Raw genomic sequence first — 16,772 nt, forward strand, 5'->3', positions numbered from 1 at the left:
AGAATCACACGAAATCGGATGAGTGTGGGCGTAGCGGGCGTAAGGGGTGAGCGGTGAGGTCGATCTGGAACGGCTCCATCTCGTTCGGGCTGGTCAGCATCCCGGTCAAGCTCATGAACGCCACGGAGAACCACGCGATCTCCTTCCGGCAGATCCACCTCGCCGACGGCGGACGCATCCGCTACCGCAAGGTCTGCGAGCTGGACGAGGAGGAGGTGCCGGCCTCCGAGACGGTCAAGGCGTACGAGGACGCCGACGGCACGGTGATCCCCGTGACCGACGAGGACCTGGCCTCGCTCCCGCTCCACACCGCCAAGACGATCGAGATCGAGGGATTCGTGCCTGCCTCGGCGATCGACCCCCTCCAGCTGGACTCGGCGTACTACCTCTCGGCCAACGGCGTCCCGGCCGCCAAGCCGTACGCCCTGCTGCGCGAGGCGCTGCGGCGCAGTGGCAAGGTCGCGGTCGCGAAGTACGCGCTGCGCGGGCGGGAACGGCTCGGCATGCTGCGGGTGGTCGACGACGTGATCGCGATGCACGGCCTGCTGTGGCCGGACGAGATCCGCGCTCCGGAAGGCGTCGCCCCGGACGCGGGCGTCAAGGTCCGCGACGCGGAGCTCGACCTGGCGGACGCGCTGATGAACACCCTCGGCGACGCCGACATGGACACCCTTCACGACGACTACCGCGAGGCCGTCGAGGAACTCGTCGCGGCGAAGGCGGCCGGTGAGCCCGTCGCCGAGGAGGAGGCCGAGGAGCCCGGCGGCAAGGTGATCGACCTCATGGCGGCGCTGGAGAGCAGCGTGCGGGCCGCCGAGGCGTCGAAGGGCGGCGAGGAGGACGGCAAGGACGCCGACGTCCACCCGATCGAGGGCCGCGCGCCGCGGGCCGGCGGGAGCAGGAGCCGCACCCCGGGGAAGACGGCACGGAAGGGCCCGGGGAAGAAGGCCGCCCGGGAGACCCCGGCGAAGAAGGCCCCTGCGAAGAAGGCGGCTGCGAAGAAGGAACCCGCGAAGAAGGCCCCCGCGAAGAAGGCCCCTGCGAAGAAGGCGGCGGCGGAGAAGAAGCCCGCCGGGAAGGCTGCCGCCGGGAGGAGCACGGCGAAGAAGAGCTCCCCGGGCCCCCGGAAGCGCACCTCGGCCTGACGCGGGACCGCCCGCGCCGGCCGAGGTCCGCCTCTCAGGACGCGGACGCCGGTTTCAGCAGGTCGGACAGGTCGGGCACGGTGGGGAGATCCAGTCCGTACCTGTCCCTCTCCACGACGTACGTGCAGCTCGTGTACGTGTAGCCGGGCTGGGCCCTGGAGCCGGAGGAGTAGCTGTCCACGGCCGCCGTCGCTCCCGTGCCGTGCTTGTACAGGAAGTGGTACTCGCCCGCCGGGAGTCGCAGCCGCGCCTTCGGGTACGACGTGCCGCCCGCCCTGCAGGCGCCGGCCGAGCCGGCGGCCTCGCTGCTGAAACGCTCGCAGCCGCCGCAGGGCTTCAGCTTCACCGTGCCGGTGACCGGACCCGTGTACAGCACCTCGACCTCGTTGGGTGCGCCGTTGCTGATGACGAGTTCCATGCGGACGCCGCCCGGCTCGCCGCTGCCGGGCAACCGCTTGCCGGCGGAGGGCCGGTCCTCGGCGATCTCGGCCGCTATGGCGATGTTCCGGGCCTGCTGCCTGCGCCGGTCCTCCTTGTAGGTGTCCGCGAACTCCGTCAGCGTCTGCCGCGCGTCGGTGAAACGCTTGTCCTTGAACTCGTCCACTCCGCAGGCGTACACGCCGTCCTGGACACCGGCGCCGGCCTGCCGGCCCAGGGAGGGCAGGGTGGTCCCGGGGAGCTGCGAGACCAGGGTGCTCGTCCGGCGCAGTTCCTCCGTGACGGTGCAGGGATCCCCGCCCTTCAGGTCGGCGACCTGCTGCCGTATCTTCCCGCTGACGGCGGGGCCCACCTGCCCGGCCTGCGAGGACTCGGGAAACGTACGCAGCAGCGTGCCCAGCTCCTTGCTGCCGGAGTCCGGCCCCGTACCGTCCAGGCGGGAGACCCCGCAGCCGTACAACGACTCGGCGAGCGGGGTGTCGGGCCAGGCGGCGAGGCCGTCGAGCAGCTTCCGGTCCACCGTGTCGGGCACCGTGCGCAGATAGGTCAGCGGTTCGACCGCCTCGCAGTGCTTCTTCGCGCGGTACGGAGTCGCGACCGCCGTGTAGAAGGACTCCAGGCGCCGGGGCACGAGGGCGGCGGCGCGTGAGCCGGGATGGTCATCGGCCAGCTCCCGGTAGAGGGTGAGCGCGTGCCGGTAGTCGGGCTCGGAGAGGAGGAACGAGCTCTTCGCCGCCTTCGCGACCAGATCGTCGCCCTCCTCCAGCTTGCCGAGCAGCTCCTGCTCGACCGCCTCGTCCCGCGCGGAGCCGTAGGCGAGGGTCCCGGCCGCAGGGACACCCAGCAGCAGCAGCCCCAGCGCGCAGGCCAGGACCGGCCGGGGCCACCGGCCGACGTCCGTGCGCAGGGCGATGCGGGCCGCGTCGGCACCCGCGAGAACGAGCAGCAGGAGGTAGCCGGCGACGAGGGCGGAGGGCACTCCGTCCGGATCGGCGGGCAGTGCGACGAGCAGGACGAGGCCGGTGGCAGCCCAGCTGACCGCGGCCCTGCCCCAACGGCGCACCAGGACGTGACCGAGGCCCAGACCGGAGAGGTTGAGCAGCCCGGCGGCGACGCACCGCAGCGCGGCGCCCGGTGGCGGCGGCCCGACCGCCGGTGGCCGGGCAGGTGGCGGGGGCGGTTGCTCGATCCCCCAGGTGTGCCCCGGCCCGGGCTCCCAGGTGTGCCCCGGGTCGGCCTCCCGCCCGTCCCCGGGTCTGGCCCCCGGCGCGCCCGGGTGATCACTCGCTTCCATCACGGTCCCCCCACCGCCGAACCCTGTCAGGTCCCCGGGAAACTGCCCAGCTACGTTCCCGTTCACGCGTCCTTGGGGCGTCCGTGCGGTATTGGTGCGGGATGGTGTGACTGATGGGGATCCGGCGGGGTGCGCCGGCGGTACGACCCGGTCACGCCGCAGGCCGCCGGCGTCGTTCTGCGGCCCGCGGCGGGATCAACAACCGTCGACGTATGCCCGGGCGGCGACCATGACGTCCTTGAAGCGGCCGTCCGCGATGCACTGCGCGGGCGTCTCGTCCTCGAGCTGCGGATTCATGCCGATCATCCAGGCGCGGGCGGTGTGGTTGTCCTCGGCGCTCTGGATGACGTGAAACGTCTGGAGCGCCGCTCGCAGCCGCTCTTCGGCCTCGTCGCGTGGCCGCGTGTCGCCTGCGGCCCACTTGCCCACCTGCCGCGGATCGCTGACCCGCGTGATGCGGGCGGTGATGCGCGGCCCGAGGTTCTCCTGCAGGAAGCGCGCGATCTCCGCGATGCGCATGCGCGTGGCCGTGCCGTGCGCGATCTCGGCGAGGTCGGTGCTCCGAGGCGTGTGCGTGACGGTATGCGTCATGGTGGTCATAGGGGTCTCCCTCGTTGTCATGGCTGCACGCCTTGGAGGCGGTCGCGTGCCGGACGACGGGTGATGGGCATGGGCGGTGCGAGGGCACCAGGAGGCGCCGCGCGCCGACTTCCGGTCGGTGCGGGAACCATGTGCCAGGTGCTGTGAACGCTTCTTGGTGCGCACCCGCGGGGAAGCGTGACCTCGGCGGGTGGGATGAGCTGGTGCGCGCCAGCTCTCAGTCTCGATGCCTGCCGGTCGTCTGGGATCCGGTGCATGGAGGCTGGTGCGGCGTCGCGTCGACACTGCGGCCGGTGTTCCGGTGCGGATGCGCACCGCGGAGAAGCAGTCTTTGTGACGGGCCTAAGACGGTCCTCTGCTCAATCATGATCGTACCCCCATCTGAAGAAGATGCATTTAGACTACCCATCAAGTCTGTTCAACTCCACCGCTTTGACTGTTGTTTCAGACACGTAAGGACGCGTCAAGTTGACGTGTGTGGCGGCGTGTTGGGGCGATGACCTGCTGGTTCGAGCCTGTGGTGAGCGATCCGGGCAAGACGGACGGCCGGGGATGTTCACCTCTTTGGGGTCAGGGTGTGACGTTCTTCCCCAGCGGTTCCCGGTGGTTCTCCGGCGCTTCAGCAGTGGTTTTCCGGTGGTTTTCCGGTGAGGTGCGTCGGAGCCCGATGCCGTCGTCGTCCGTCGGGGCCCTGCGCCGTCATTGCAGGCGCAGGTCGTACTCCCGTACCACTCTGCGCAGCGCCGGGTCCTCGGGGAAGATCAGGTTCGACTCGATCCGGGTGAAGGCGACGTCGTTGTAGACCGCCCAGCACTGGTGCATGCCGAGCCGGGACCGGTAGGCGATCCCGTGGATGAGGCGGCCGCCCTGCTCGGGGTCCCGCTGGCTGATGGCCCAGGCGGAGATGGCGCGGGTGATCTTGCGGTTGAAGCCCTCGATGTGGTTGCGGGCCAGTTTGTCCACCCCGTTGAGCGTCAGCGTCTCCCTCAGCTCGTCGGACAGGGTCATCAGGGTGCGCTCGTCGTCGACGTCCAAGAACCGCGCGTCCTTGGACAGTTCTAAGCGCTCCAGGGTGTGCCGCGTCGGCCAGTCCGGGGGGACCAGGTCGGGTTCGTCCTCCCAGTCGGCGGCCGCGAGGTCCCGCCAGTCGGGATGCACACGGAACGGGGCGAGGGCTTCGGCCAGGCAGCCGTCCTGTTCGGAGGCGCAGTAGAGGGTCCCGTACCCCACCAGGCTCCACTGGTTGCCGGCGGAGCTGTCCGCGTCGTCGCGGCTGATCTGCTCGTACCTCAGCGGCTCACGGACCTTTCCGAGCCGCCATACGCCCCGCTCGGGTGCGGGGATCAGCCTGACGTCCGGCTGGTTTCCTCGTACGGTCATGCACGGCTCCTCACTCGGTGGACGGCGCTCGGAAGCGTCGGGACTTCATTCCGCCGGCCTGCTCGGGGGACGGGCCGCCGGACGGGCGGAACTGCCGGTCCGGCCGGCTCCGCGCAAAGCGACAGCCTCTTACGCGGGACGATCATTTTTATGCCCGGTTCGCTCCTCCGCGGCCCGCGCACGGAATGAACGAGGGGCGCACGCAAGCTTCTGGGGGGCGCACACCCGGGCACCGGGTCGGCGGTCAGAGATCCCTGACATCCAGGTCCATCACGACAGCGCCGGCGTGTCCGGCCACGGTGAGTGTGACGTGACCCGTCTCCACCTCGGAGGGGTGCGCCGAGAGTGTGCGAACGGGCACGGTCATGGCGAGCCGCAGGAGGGCACGGCCGGTTGCCGCGTCCCAGATCCGCAGCGTCCCGTCCCGTGACGCGCCGGCCACGAACGGCCCCGCGCCCTCGGCGGACCACGTGGCCAAGGCGTCGACGGAAGCGGTGTGACCCAGCAGAGGGGGGCAGAGCGGCTGTGCCGTCAGCAGGTCCCAGAGCCTGACCGATCCGTCACTTCCCCCGCTCACCAGATAGGGCGGCAGGCCCGCCTGCGGGAGCGCGTTGACCGCCAGGGACCCGATCGTGCCCTGGTCGCAGGCGATCACCGCTGTGGGAGCCGCGTCGTCGACGCTCCACAGACGTACGGTGCCGTCCGAACTGCCCGAGGCGAACCAGTCGTTGTTCGGGCCGGAGGCCGCCGCCACCGCGAGGACGGGCAACGAGTGAGCACGCCACATGCGCCTCAGCGCCGGTCCGTCGAGGTCCCACAGGGCGACCCGGTGGTCGCGGCCGCCGCTGAGCACGACGTCACGTCCGTCGGCGGTGGTGCACGTGGCGAGGCAACTCACGCGCTGCGTGTGCCCCTTGAGCCTGACGGACGGACTCCTGCGCGCCGCCGCGTCCCACAGGCGGACGCTGTGGTCGGGCGCGGCCCAGAGCAGGGTCCTGGCCGACGACCGGCCCGCCCAGGCGAGGGCGGGCAGCTCCCGGCCGCCCCCGGTCCTGAATCCGCCCTCGGACGCCCCCGTCTGCACGTCCCAGAAGGCGACCGACTCCGTGGTGGCCACGGCGAGCAGAGGGGCGGCGCCCCCGCCGAGAGCGGCGGCCGCGGGGGGCTCGGCACCGGTCCCGCCGCCGTCCGTGCAACGGGACAGGGCTGCCCGGTCCCACAGCCGCACCGTCCCGTCCTCGGACGCCGAGGCCAGGACGTCCTCACCTGACACCCGGAGGACGGCCAGTGCCGTGACCGGGCCGGAGTGCCCCGCCAGGCGCCCGGCCGGCCGGGCGCCGGTGGTCTCCCACAGGTCGATCACGCTTCCGTCGGCCACCGCGAGCAGGTGCCGCTCGCCGAGTTCCAGCGCGACCAGAGCGGTCACCGGCCAGCCGGGGCCCCCGAGGACCGTCCGCCCGCCCGTGGTCACGTTCCACACGACGACGGTGCCGTTCGCGTGTCCGGCCGCGACCTCCCCCGGGCGCCGGGTGGGTGCGAGGACCCGCAGCGCCTGGTCGGCCGGACCGGGAAGGGGCCACCTGTGGAGGACCTCGCCCGTGGAGGGTGCCCGCGCGGTCAGGAACTCACCGGCGGTCACCAGGAGCAGGCTGCCGTCCTCGCGGCGGACGGTCGTGACGCAGGTCCTGTTCGACGGGCCGATGGACGCGAGGGCGCGGACACCGTCCGGCTCGCTCCAGCGGGTCAGAGCGCCGTCGCCGTTCCCGGACACCACCACGGGAAGTCCGTCGCCGTCCAGGTAGCCGGTCACGTCATCCGCCCAGACCGCCCCCGGGCTGCCGAGCTGGCTGACGAGAGTGCCGGTGAGCATCTCCCGGATCCGTACGGTGCCGTCCGCGCTCCCCGAGGCGAGGATGCTGCCGGCGGGGTGCCGGACGCTGGTCAGGGAGCGCACCGCGCCCTCGTGCGCGAGCAGCCGGTCACCGACGAGCCCTCCGGTGGCGGGGTCGATGAACTCGATCCCGCCCCGGTCGTCCCCGGCGGCCAGGAGCGTCTCGCCGTCCGCGTCGACGACGGGCGCGAGGGCCTGCACGCGATGCGCGACGGTGGCGAGCACGTTGGTGGGCGGCGTCCACCGCGACCACAGGACCTCCAGGCAGGATCCCGGCGGCGCGGAACCGCCGGGCAGCCGGGAGCGGGGCACGCCGGGGTGGTTCAGCGCGGTGTGCGCCAGGTGCAGGCCGGCGAGCCGTGACGTCGCGTCCGCCCGCGTCGCGTACGGCTCGATGACGGCGTACGCCTCCAGCCAGTCGCGAGGTCCGCCGCCCGTGGAGGAGCTGAGCAGCCCGCGGATGCTTCCACCCGTCTCCCACGGCAGCACGCACACCGGCACGTGCGCGTCGTCCAGGACCCCGCCGAGCCGGGCGTGCTCCGCGAGGTGACGCCGGATGTACGGGGGAGGCGGATCGCCCTGCAACCGCTCCGAGGTGTGTGCCAGGGCGGCGCTGATCGCGGCGTGGGCCGCCCGCTCGTCCTCCGCCCCGGACGGCCGAGCCCCGGCGCCCGGACCGCCTCGCGCCCCGTCGTCGGTGCCGGCGGCCTCGTCGGTCCACGGCGGGATCCGCCGCAGGATGTCGGTCAGGCGCGCGTGGGCGGGGCGGTACACGATGCGCTCGTCCTCGACGTCGTGGCTGAGATACCCCGACAGCGAACTGTGCAGAAGCCTGTCGATCTTGCCGTCGGCCCCCGCCAGCGGGTGGCCGAGGACCGCTCCGGCCGCGGCCGGCCAGACCTCCCCCCAGGCCATGCCCCGGCCCTGCGCGAACGCCGTCGCACGCAGGAGCGCGAGCGCCTCCGCGGGGGGCAGGTCGGCCGCGGCCGCGCGCAGGTCGGCCAGCAGGAGGCCGGCCGTGCCGTCGGCGAGCTGCGCCAGCCACTGCCGGTCGCGCAGCAAGGACGGTCCGCCCACGCGCAGTTGCTCGGCGGCACGCTGGGCGTCCAGGAACGACGGCTGGACCTGCCGGGCCACGAGACCCGCGGCCTCGGCCCGCTCCGGCCCGCTCCAGCCCTCCGCGTTCTCCAGCAGGGCGCGCGTGTACCGGTCGATGTCGTCCTCCGTGCCCTCGCCGTCCGTACGGAGCTCCCGGGCGGCGGGGAAGGCGGCGTGCAGCGCGGACACGAGGTTCGTCCCGCGGAGCCCGGCGGGGGCGAGGGGGCCGGGGCTCGAGCTGCGCACCCCGAGCAGGAGCCGCAGCCCGCGCCGGCCGGATCCCCGCGTCGCGGGGCCGGTCTGTTCCGGTACGCGGCCCAGGGGCGGCCCCGGTGCGATCAGGGCGGCCAGCGGGGCCAGGACGTCGCTCACACAACGGGCCGGGCTCAGCGCCTCGTCGACCGAGTCCACCACGATCGTGACCACGGCGGCGGACTCCGTGACGAGCGCGCGCAGATTCGCCTGCCCCTGGCGGACGTCGCCCTGCTCCATGCGCCGCTCCCGCGCCCCGAGCGCGACGCAGAGTGCCTCCAGGAGGTCGAACGAGCTGCGGTTCCGCGCGCTGACCGCGGCGGTGATCGCACCATGGGGAGGCACGGCCGCGGCCGGGGAGTCGCGTACCGCCGCGCTGTACCCCTCCGAGTACCGGAAGACCGGCGCGCTCAGGGTCACCGCCCGGCCGAGCACCGCCGATTTCCCGCTCGCCGCGGTGCCGGTGACGATCAGGACGCCCGGGGGGCCCTGGAGGAAACCGGCCACGTCCCGGTTGAGATCCTCCCGGCCCGAGAAGTACCAGCCGGTGTCCTCGGGCCGGGGGCGGCCGCTGGCCTTCTCCAGCCAGTGCCCGGATTCCGTCTCCCCGGCCGTGGAGATCCCCGGTTCCGGGATGCCGTCCAGCGGCGACGCCTGAACCCGGTAACCCGGATTGGGGATCGCGGCGGTCGGCGAGTCGAGGCAAGCCGTCAGGATGGGGCGGGGGCCCTCGATCCTCCGGTGGTCCCTCATGTTGACGGTGTCGGTGGCCGCCCGTAACGCCTCCATGAACTCGGCCATGGACAGATGGGGGCGGGTGATCCCGCCCGCCCTCCGCGACCACGCGTGCGCCTCCCGGAGGATCGTGGCGAACTCGAGGCCGAGCACCGCCGTCCGGTCGCCGGTGGTGGCGAGCACGTTGAGCCGGTTCTTCTGCTCGCGGCCCGGGGCCAGGTCGCGCATGGAGGAGAGGAGTTCGCTCCCGATGCCGGCCGCCTCGCACAGGTTGACGATGACCAGGACGTCCTGGGCGCAGGAGTCCAGGGCGGCGACGACGATGTCGCAGGTGGGCAGGGCCGTCGCCAGCAGACGCCCGCGGTCCGTCTCCGGGAGGAGCAGGTAGTGCCGGGATCCCGTACCCGCCAGGCCGTGCCCGGTGACGAAGAGGACCAGCGGCACGTCCGGCTCCGCCTCGCGCAACTCGGCGCCCTCGATGAAGAGTTCGACGTCGTGCCGTCGCTGGGGCTCGCGCGTCTCCACCACGTCGAAGCGTGCTCCGGGAGGCAGGCCGGACTGCCACCAGGCGCGGACGGCCCGCAGCTGCTCGTCGATCGCGGCGCTGAACGGCTGTGTGCCGTCCTCGACGGCCAGCATGATCAGAAGACCGGCCCGTTCGGACCGCTGCCCCCGCTCGGCAACCGGCTGCCGAGGCCGACCGGTTAACTCGATCTCCACCCGCTCCCCCTGCATCGTCCCTATTCTGCACAACCATGGACCGTCCGCAGCACCGAACACCGATACCGCAGGCCGACGACGAGCAGCCCCTCTCCGAGAGGGTCACCCAGGACGCCGTCGTGGTCGTGCCGGGCATCATGGGCAGCACGCTCGAGGACGCGGTGACGGGGCGTCACCTCTGGGGACTGGGCGGAGCCTCCTGGTACATCAAGGCGTGGACCCACCCGAAGGGACTCCAGGAGCTCCACCTGACCGAGGACGAGCTCGAGGGGAGGACCGGCCGGATCCGGGCCACCGGACTGCTCACCTCGACGGCGTGGACGCCCTATCTGCGCGGCCACGAGCCCTACACCGCCCTGATCGAGCGGGTCAGGAAGTGCGTGGCGCACGAGGCGGCGATCCTGCCGTTCGCCTACGACTGGCGGCTGCCCGTGGCCACCAACGCGCGTGTCCTGGCCGACGCGGCCCGCCGGCACCTGAGTGCGTGGCGGAGCCACGAAGCGCACGACCGGGCCCGCCGGCACCGCGTGGACGAACGTCCCGGGCGTCTGGTGTTCGTCGCCCACTCCATGGGCGGACTGGTGACCCGGGCAGCCCTCGACGACGGCTACGACAGCGACCTCGGGACCGACACCCGGGGCGTCATCACCCTCGGCACGCCCTTCAGCGGTGCGGTCGAGGCCGCGGTCATCCTCAACACGGGGCGCGGCACCCCCGTACCGCTTCCCCGGCGCAAGCTGCGCTCGCTGTGCGCCACCATGCCCGGACTGCACGACCTGCTGCCCCGCTACCGGAGCGTCCGCGAGAAGGACGACGTCCGCCATCTCACGCCCGGTGATGTGGCGGCCATCGGAGGCAGCGCCGAACTGGCGGCCCTCGCCCGCGATTTCCACGCCGGTCAGCACCGCGTCGAGCTGCCCGACCACCGCTCCGTGGTCGGGATCAACCAGCCCACCTCGCAGAGCCTCACGATCCGTGACGGGCAGGTCGAGGCCTTCCCCGACGGGGTCCGGCAGAACGGCGACGGCACCTTCGTCCGGGACCGGTACGACCGGCTGCGCTACTTCACCGTGCAGGGAGACGGCACCGTCTACAAGGAGTCGGCGGAGATCACCGCCGCCGCGACGACCCTGCCCGTGCAGCACGGCTCGCTCGCCGTCGAGGACACGGCGCTCGACGCCGTCGAGGAGATCCTGTCCAGGGACGCGCACCTGGGGCCGCCCCAGGGCCAGTTCGGCTGCGGCCTGACCGTCCCCGACATCGCGGAGGCGGGCAGCGCCTGGACGCTGTCCCTGAGCGGGGTCGATTCCCTGGCGGGCCTCACCTGCCGCATCCAGGACGTCGAGGATCCGGGCACGGGCCAGGAGCTGCGCCCCGGGTGGATGGACGGGGGCATCGGTGTCCGGGTGACCGTCGGCACCCCCGGGCTGCACCGGGTGGAGGCCCGGACCCGGGACGGGTTCAGGATCACCCAGGTCGTCCTCGTGACGGACCCCGCGCTCCGCCCGGAGGAGGCGCCCTGAGGTGTGCGGCGGCCGCCGTGCGCCGGGCCTGAGCCGGTGTTCCGGGCCCCGCTCCCGCGCTCCCGTGCCCCTTGCGGGTCGCCACCGCGTCTCCGGCGTGCTGCCGCATTCCCCTCACCGGGCGGGCCGTGGCGCGCTGTCGCGACGGGCCGCCCCGCAGTAGGGTGCGGAGTGCCGCGACTGGCGCGTACCCGGCAGGGTGCTCCGTGGAAACGACCACGAGGGAGCGGCACTCTCCGGGCCTGCCCGGGGCGTCATCGCCGGAGGGCCGTCCGCCTGGGCAATCCGGGTCCATGTCGCCCCCGTGCGACCGACCCGGGAGGAACCCCGTGGCCGTACAGCCGTCCGATGCCCGCCGCCCCGCCCTCACCGCCGCCGATCCGGAGCTCGCCGCCCTGGTGAACGCCGAGGAGCGGCTCCAGGCGGACACCCTGCGCCTGATCCCCAGCGAGAACTACGTGTCCTCCGCCGTGCTGGAGGCGTCCGGCACCGTCCTGCAGAACAAGTACTCCGAGGGGTACCCCGGCAAGCGGTACTACGAGGGCCAGCAGGTCATCGACCAGGTGGAGACCCTCGCCGTCGAGCGGGCCAAGGCGCTCTTCCGGATGGAGCACGCCAACGTCCAGCCGTACTCCGGCTCGCCGGCGAACCTCGCCGTCTACATGGCGTTCCTGGAGCCCGGCGACACCGTCCTCGGGATGTCGCTGCCGATGGGCGGACACCTCACCCACGGCTGGGGCGTCTCGGCCACCGGCACGTGGTTCCGGGGCGTGCGGTACGGGGTGCGGCGCGACACCGGGCGCATCGACCTGGACGAAGTGCGCGACCTCGCCCGCGCCGAGCGTCCCAGACTGATCTTCTGCGGGGGCACCGCCGTGCCCCGCGTGATCGACTTCGCGGGGTTCGCTGACATCGCCCGTGAGGTGGGAGCGGTCCTGGTGGCCGACGTCGCCCACATCGCGGGCCTGATCGCGGGCGGCGCCCACCCCTCGCCCGCCCTCCACGCCGACGTGGTGTCCACCACCACGCACAAGACCCTGCGCGGGCCGCGCGGCGCGATGCTGCTGACCCGGGCCGAGCACGCCAGGGCCGTCGACCGCGCCGTCTTCCCGGGCCTCCAGGGAGGCCCGCACAACCAGACGACCGCCGCCATCGCGGTCGCGCTGAAGGAGGCGGCGGGGCCGGACTTCGCCGCGTACGCCCACCAGGTCGTCGCCAACGCCCGTGCGCTGGGCGAGGAACTGGCGGCACGCGGCTTCGACCTCGTGTCGGGCGGCACGGACAACCACCTGCTGCTGGCCGACCTCACAGGGAAGGGAGTCTCCGGCAAGATCGCGGCCAAGGCGCTCGACCGGGCCGGGATCGTCGTCAACTACAACACCGTCCCGTACGACCCCCGCAAGCCCTTCGACCCGTCCGGCATCCGCATCGGAACCCCGGCCCTGACGTCCCGGGGCATCCCGGCCTCGGAGATGGGGGCGGTCGCGCAGTGGATCGACTGTGTCGTCGACGCCGCTCGTACAGGTGACGAAACGGCCGTTTCCAAGGTCCGGGACGAAGTCAGGACCATGATGGAGGCCTATCCGGCGCCGGGCCTCCCCCTGGTCTGAGCGGGGCGCCGGAGCAGTCCGGCCCGGGGCGCACCGGGGCCGGACCGCTCCGGAACGCCGTGCCCCCGACTCCGCGCGCCCGCTCTGCGCCCTGTGCGGGAGCCGAACCGCCGTACAGGCTGGGGGAGCAAGGATGCCGGAGGGGTGAACAGAGGGGGCACGATGCAGGATCTCAAGGTCACGTCATGGCAGCTCTTCGGGCACGACCGGCTCTACGTGAACCTGCCGGACGGCACCGCGATCGGGTGGGCGGACAGGGGCAGCGGCACCATCACGGTCCTGCACCCGCGCTACCGCGACGCCGTGACCGACGCGCTCGCGCGCCAGGTCCCGGACCTGCCGGCCCTCGTCGGTGAGGAGGCCCCGGCCGTGCTGCCGAGCCCTCCCGTGCCGCCACCGGTCCCGCGGATCCCGCCCATGCGGGGGATGCGGAAGCGGGGCGGTGAGGGGCGGGCCGCCGCGCCGACCGCGCCCCCGGCGGACCCGGTGGCTGTGCGGGAGCCGGAGCCGGAGCCCGTACCCGCCGCGGTGGCCGAGCCGGTGTCCGTGCCGGATCCGGTGACCGCCCCGCAGCCGGAGCGGCGCCGCGCGCCGGCCGCCCTGCCCCCGCTGACACCCGCGAGCGACCTCGCTCCACGAAGGCCCGGGGCCGGACTCCGGGAACAGCTCGGCGAGTCCGGGGCCGGGGCGCTCGTACGGGTGGCGACCGGGGCCCTGCGCCGGCACAGGGACGCCGACCCCCGGCGCGGAGCCCTCGCGGGGGAGCGGAGGGTCGGGGCCGAGCTCAGGCGACTGGCCCGGCACGGCTGGCGGGTCCTGCACTCCGTCCCGCTTCCGGACGGCACGGAGATCGGGCATCTGCTCATCGGGCCCGGAGGGGTCTTCGCCGTGAGCACGGAGCACCGGCCCGGGGCATCGGTACGCATCGGTGGCGGCACGCTGCGGATCGACGACGGCACCGCGCAGCCGTACGCACTCGACGGCGTCCCCGGTGCCCGCCGGGCCCGGGCGGCGCTGGAGGCGTACTGCGCCTTCGACGTGCCCGTGCAGACCGTGCTGGTGTTCACCGGGGTCACCGGGCTGGAGGTGTCCACCACCCCGGCGGGCGTCCGCGTCTGCCGGGAGCGCCAGGTGTCCGCCCTCGCCCCGCTCACGGGCGTGCTCACCGCCACGCAGGTGGAGCGGGTCTACGACGTCGCGCGGAACGGGGAGGCCTGGCTGGACGCGTGACCCCGGGACGCGGCCGGTAGATTTCCCGGTGCTGCGGCAGTGCCGCCGCAGTGTGTGCACCAGCCGTCGCCGTGCCGCCGAAGGGGAAGATGCCATGAAACTCCGCTGTGCCGTGCTCGACGACTACCAGTCCGTGGCGGCCACCGCCGCGGACTGGTCCCCCGTCGCCGACGACGTCGAGGTGACCGGCTTCGCCGACCACTGTGCCACCGAGGACGAACTGGCGGAACGGCTGGACGGGTTCGACATCGTCGTCACCCTCCGGGAGCGCGTGCCGTTCCCCGCGACACTGATCGAGCGGCTGCCACGGCTCCGGCTGATCGTCGCTTCCGGCATGCGCAACACGTCCATCGACTACGCCGCCGCGGAACGGCACGGGATCACCGTCTGCGGCACCGCCAGCACCGCCACCCCGCCCGTCGAGCTCACCTGGGCACTTCTGCTCGGCCTGGCGCGCGGGATCGTGACCGAGGCCAACGCCCTGCGCGGAGGCGGTCCCTGGCAGTCCACCGTGGGAGCCGACCTGCACGGGCGCCGGCTCGGGATCCTCGGGCTGGGGAAGATCGGCGGCAGGGTCGCCGCGGTCGGCCGGGCCTTCGGCATGGAGGTGGCCGCCTGGAGCGAGAACCTGACCCGGGAACGGGCCGAGGAGGCAGGAGCCGTCCTCGTCGCGTCCAGGGAAGAGCTGCTGGAGACCAGCGACTTCGTCTCCGTGCACCTGGTCCTGAGCGAGCGCACCCGGGGGCTGCTGGGCGCGAAGGAGCTCGCGCTGATGCGGCCCGGCAGCTACCTGGTCAACACCTCCAGGGCGGCGATCGTCGACCAGGACGCACTCCTGGACGTCCTGCACCGAGGAGCCATCGCGGGGGCGGGCGTCGACGTGTTCGACGTCGAGCCGCTCCCGGCGGACCACCCGATGCGCACCGCACCGCGCCTCCTGGCCACCCCGCACCTGGGCTACGTGTCGCAGGCCAACTACGCGGCCTACTACGGGGACGCCGTCGAGGACATCCGCGCCTGGCTCGACGGGCAGCCGGTCCGTCTGCTCGGCTGAGGTGGTGCCGGGTTCACCGGCGGTTGCGGCCCGGTCGAAGTAGCGTATGCGCGGGGGCACTTCGGCCCTCCGGACAGGGAGGGCGCCGCGTGAGCCTGCTCGACGACGAGACGGCGGCGGGCATGGTCAGGATGCCCGCGGGCACCGTCGATCTCCGTGACGACCGCCGCGGAGCACAGTGGCAGGAGAGCGTCGGGCCCTTCCTCCTCGCCCGCCTCCCCGTCACCCTCGGCCAGTACTGGGCCCTCACGGATACGGTCCCCGATCCCGCCGTGTCCCACGCCCTGCCCGTGACGAACGTCAGCTGGCTCGACGCCGTCGACCTGTGCAACCGCTTCTCCGCCCGCGTCGGACTGGCCCCGGCCTACTCCCGTGACGCGCGCAGAGGCGAGGTGACCCGCGACCCGGCTGCCGACGGCTACCGCCTGCCCACGGAGGCGGAGTGGCAGTACGCGTGCAAGGCGGACACCACCGGCTACCGCTACGGCGAACTCGACGACATCGCCTGGTACGAGGGCAATGCGGGCGGCCGGCTCCACGAGGTCGGCGGCAGGTCCCCGAACGCCTGGGGGCTGTACGACATGCTGGGCAACGTCTGGGAGTGGTGCTGGGACCTCTACGACGAGGAGGTCTACGGCGCCTACCGCACCTTCCGCGGCGGCGGTTGGGCCGAGACCGAGCGCGGCTGCGGCGCCACGGTGCGCCGCCGCAGCCACCCCACCTTCGCGATCGACGACCTCGGTTTCCGGATGGCCAGGAGCCTCCGGAGCGGGGACGACGAAAAACCACGCGACTGATCGAAAACGGGTGCGGTACGTTCCTGATCACTCGAAGGGGGCGAAGTGACGAAGCTCAACCAGATCATCGCCGTGGAGAAGGGTGTCAAGAGCAAGTCGCTCCAGGACATCACCGCGGCCCACCACAAGGTGCAGAAGCCCGTACCGCTGGCAGGCATCTCGCGTACGTACCAGCCGAAGGACGAGGAGGGCGAGCAGCTTCCGCCCGAGTCCACGCGCGTACAGGTCAAGGCCGAGGACGTGGTGCGGGAGATGGCGGCGTCGCTGACCCGGCTCTTCGACGTGACCGCCACCAAGGACTGGGCCAACTGCTCCGCCCGCGCGGACGTGTCCGTCGACGGACGGGTCGTCGTCCCGGAAGTCCCTGTCAGCTACCTGCTCTTCCTGGAGAAGCAGCTCACCGACCTGCACACCTTCGTGAAGAAGCTCCCGGTCCTCGACGCCTCCGAGTCCTGGTCGCTCGACCCGTCCACGGACTGGTGGAAGACCGACCCGGTCCGCACGATCCGGACGAAGAAGGTCCCCCGCAACCACGTCAAGGCCGAGGCGACGGAGAAGCACCCGGCGCAGGTCGACGTGTACTACGAGGACGTGCCGATCGGGTACTGGACGACCGTGAAGTTCTCCGGCGCGCTCCCGGCCCGGCGGGTCAACGAGCTGCTGGAGAAGGTCGAGAAGCTCCAGCACGCGGTGAAGTTCGCCCGCGAGGAGGCCAACGGCGCCGAGGTCACCGACCAGCGTGTCGGCGACGCGGTGTTCGGCTACCTGTTCGGCTGACCCCGGACACCGGGCGACACCCCGAGAACGCCCCCGCGCGATGACGTGGGGGTGCGCACCCTGCACGAGGCGGAACTGAGGTCCGCCCCGTGTGACGAGCGCAAGCTGAAACTGAACGTTCAGCCTGAAGACGCGGTAACGGTGGAGGTTCGAGTCCTCCCCCCGGCACCACCTGCCGGGGTGGCCCAACATGGCAGAGGCAGCCGCGATCAATCTCAGACTCTCGCT

11 protein-coding genes and 1 riboswitch are annotated in these 16,772 nt (G+C 72.7%); of the genes, 7 read left to right on the forward strand and 4 right to left on the reverse strand.

Annotated elements, in window-relative coordinates:
- Positions 1 to 53 precede the first annotated feature (53 nt).
- Positions 54 to 1,145, forward strand: a complete 1,092-nt coding sequence (locus ACFUNE_RS07135) for a Ku protein (RefSeq protein ID WP_383563400.1) — start codon at positions 54 to 56, stop codon at positions 1,143 to 1,145.
- 34 nt (positions 1,146 to 1,179) lie between these two features.
- Here the strand turns inward: ACFUNE_RS07135 and ACFUNE_RS07140 are convergent, their stop codons facing one another.
- The 4 genes from ACFUNE_RS07140 to ACFUNE_RS07155 all read right to left on the reverse strand — a co-directional run bounded on the left by ACFUNE_RS07140 (position 1,180) and on the right by ACFUNE_RS07155 (position 9,568).
- A complete protein-coding gene (locus ACFUNE_RS07140) occupies positions 1,180 to 2,877 on the reverse strand; it encodes a hypothetical protein (protein WP_383563403.1) in 1,698 nt (565 codons plus the stop codon).
- A 195-nt stretch (positions 2,878 to 3,072) separates the two neighbouring features.
- Positions 3,073 to 3,477 (reverse strand): XRE family transcriptional regulator, encoded by a 405-nt coding sequence (locus tag ACFUNE_RS07145; protein ID WP_383563406.1) that lies wholly within the window; start codon positions 3,475 to 3,477, stop codon positions 3,073 to 3,075.
- A gap of 699 nt (positions 3,478 to 4,176) precedes the next feature.
- Positions 4,177 to 4,857, reverse strand: coding sequence for an RES domain-containing protein (locus ACFUNE_RS07150; RefSeq protein ID WP_383563409.1), 681 nt, complete (start codon positions 4,855 to 4,857; stop codon positions 4,177 to 4,179).
- 244 nt (positions 4,858 to 5,101) lie between these two features.
- Positions 5,102 to 9,568: a hypothetical protein gene (locus ACFUNE_RS07155; protein WP_383563414.1), complete on the reverse strand. Its 4,467-nt coding sequence runs from the start codon at positions 9,566 to 9,568 to the stop codon at positions 5,102 to 5,104.
- Between the two features lie 20 nt (positions 9,569 to 9,588).
- Here ACFUNE_RS07155 and ACFUNE_RS07160 point away from each other — a divergent pair, with 20 nt between their 5' ends.
- From ACFUNE_RS07160 to ACFUNE_RS07185, 6 genes are all read left to right on the forward strand, one after another.
- The gene (locus tag ACFUNE_RS07160) at positions 9,589 to 11,076 is read left to right on the forward strand and encodes a hypothetical protein (protein WP_383563417.1); all 1,488 of its coding nucleotides are present in this window, start codon (positions 9,589 to 9,591) and stop codon (positions 11,074 to 11,076) included.
- A 166-nt stretch (positions 11,077 to 11,242) separates the two neighbouring features.
- A riboswitch (ZMP/ZTP riboswitch) is annotated at positions 11,243 to 11,365 on the forward strand.
- A 4-nt stretch (positions 11,366 to 11,369) separates the two neighbouring features.
- Positions 11,370 to 12,686: a serine hydroxymethyltransferase gene (gene glyA / locus ACFUNE_RS07165; RefSeq protein ID WP_383563420.1), complete on the forward strand. Its 1,317-nt coding sequence runs from the start codon at positions 11,370 to 11,372 to the stop codon at positions 12,684 to 12,686.
- Between the two features lie 162 nt (positions 12,687 to 12,848).
- Positions 12,849 to 13,916, forward strand: a complete 1,068-nt coding sequence (locus tag ACFUNE_RS07170) for an NERD domain-containing protein (RefSeq protein WP_383563423.1) — start codon at positions 12,849 to 12,851, stop codon at positions 13,914 to 13,916.
- A 94-nt stretch (positions 13,917 to 14,010) separates the two neighbouring features.
- Positions 14,011 to 14,970, forward strand: coding sequence for a D-2-hydroxyacid dehydrogenase family protein (locus ACFUNE_RS07175; protein ID WP_383563426.1), 960 nt, complete (start codon positions 14,011 to 14,013; stop codon positions 14,968 to 14,970).
- Positions 14,971 to 15,059: 89 nt separating this feature from the next.
- Entirely contained in the window at positions 15,060 to 15,767 is a 708-nt protein-coding gene (locus ACFUNE_RS07180) for a formylglycine-generating enzyme family protein (RefSeq protein WP_383563429.1), read from the forward strand.
- A gap of 45 nt (positions 15,768 to 15,812) precedes the next feature.
- Positions 15,813 to 16,544, forward strand: coding sequence for a hypothetical protein (locus ACFUNE_RS07185; protein ID WP_383563432.1), 732 nt, complete (start codon positions 15,813 to 15,815; stop codon positions 16,542 to 16,544).
- Positions 16,545 to 16,772 lie beyond the last annotated feature (228 nt).

The organism is Streptomyces sp. NPDC057287 (genome assembly GCF_042667905.1).
Lineage (GTDB): Bacteria > Actinomycetota > Actinomycetes > Streptomycetales > Streptomycetaceae > Streptomyces.

Excerpts from the sequence above, each read along its gene's own strand:
- ACFUNE_RS07140 (WP_383563403.1), bottom strand. The coding sequence starts at position 2,877 with ATGGAAGCGAGTGATCACCCGGGCGCGCCGGGGGCCAGACCCGGGGAC.
- ACFUNE_RS07145 (WP_383563406.1), bottom strand. The coding sequence starts at position 3,477 with ATGACCACCATGACGCATACCGTCACGCACACGCCTCGGAGCACCGAC.
- ACFUNE_RS07150 (WP_383563409.1), bottom strand. The coding sequence starts at position 4,857 with ATGACCGTACGAGGAAACCAGCCGGACGTCAGGCTGATCCCCGCACCC.
- ACFUNE_RS07155 (WP_383563414.1), bottom strand. The coding sequence starts at position 9,568 with ATGCAGGGGGAGCGGGTGGAGATCGAGTTAACCGGTCGGCCTCGGCAG.
- ACFUNE_RS07160 (WP_383563417.1), top strand. The coding sequence starts at position 9,589 with ATGGACCGTCCGCAGCACCGAACACCGATACCGCAGGCCGACGACGAG.
- glyA (WP_383563420.1), top strand. The coding sequence starts at position 11,370 with ATGTCGCCCCCGTGCGACCGACCCGGGAGGAACCCCGTGGCCGTACAG.
- ACFUNE_RS07170 (WP_383563423.1), top strand. The coding sequence starts at position 12,849 with ATGCAGGATCTCAAGGTCACGTCATGGCAGCTCTTCGGGCACGACCGG.
- ACFUNE_RS07175 (WP_383563426.1), top strand. The coding sequence starts at position 14,011 with ATGAAACTCCGCTGTGCCGTGCTCGACGACTACCAGTCCGTGGCGGCC.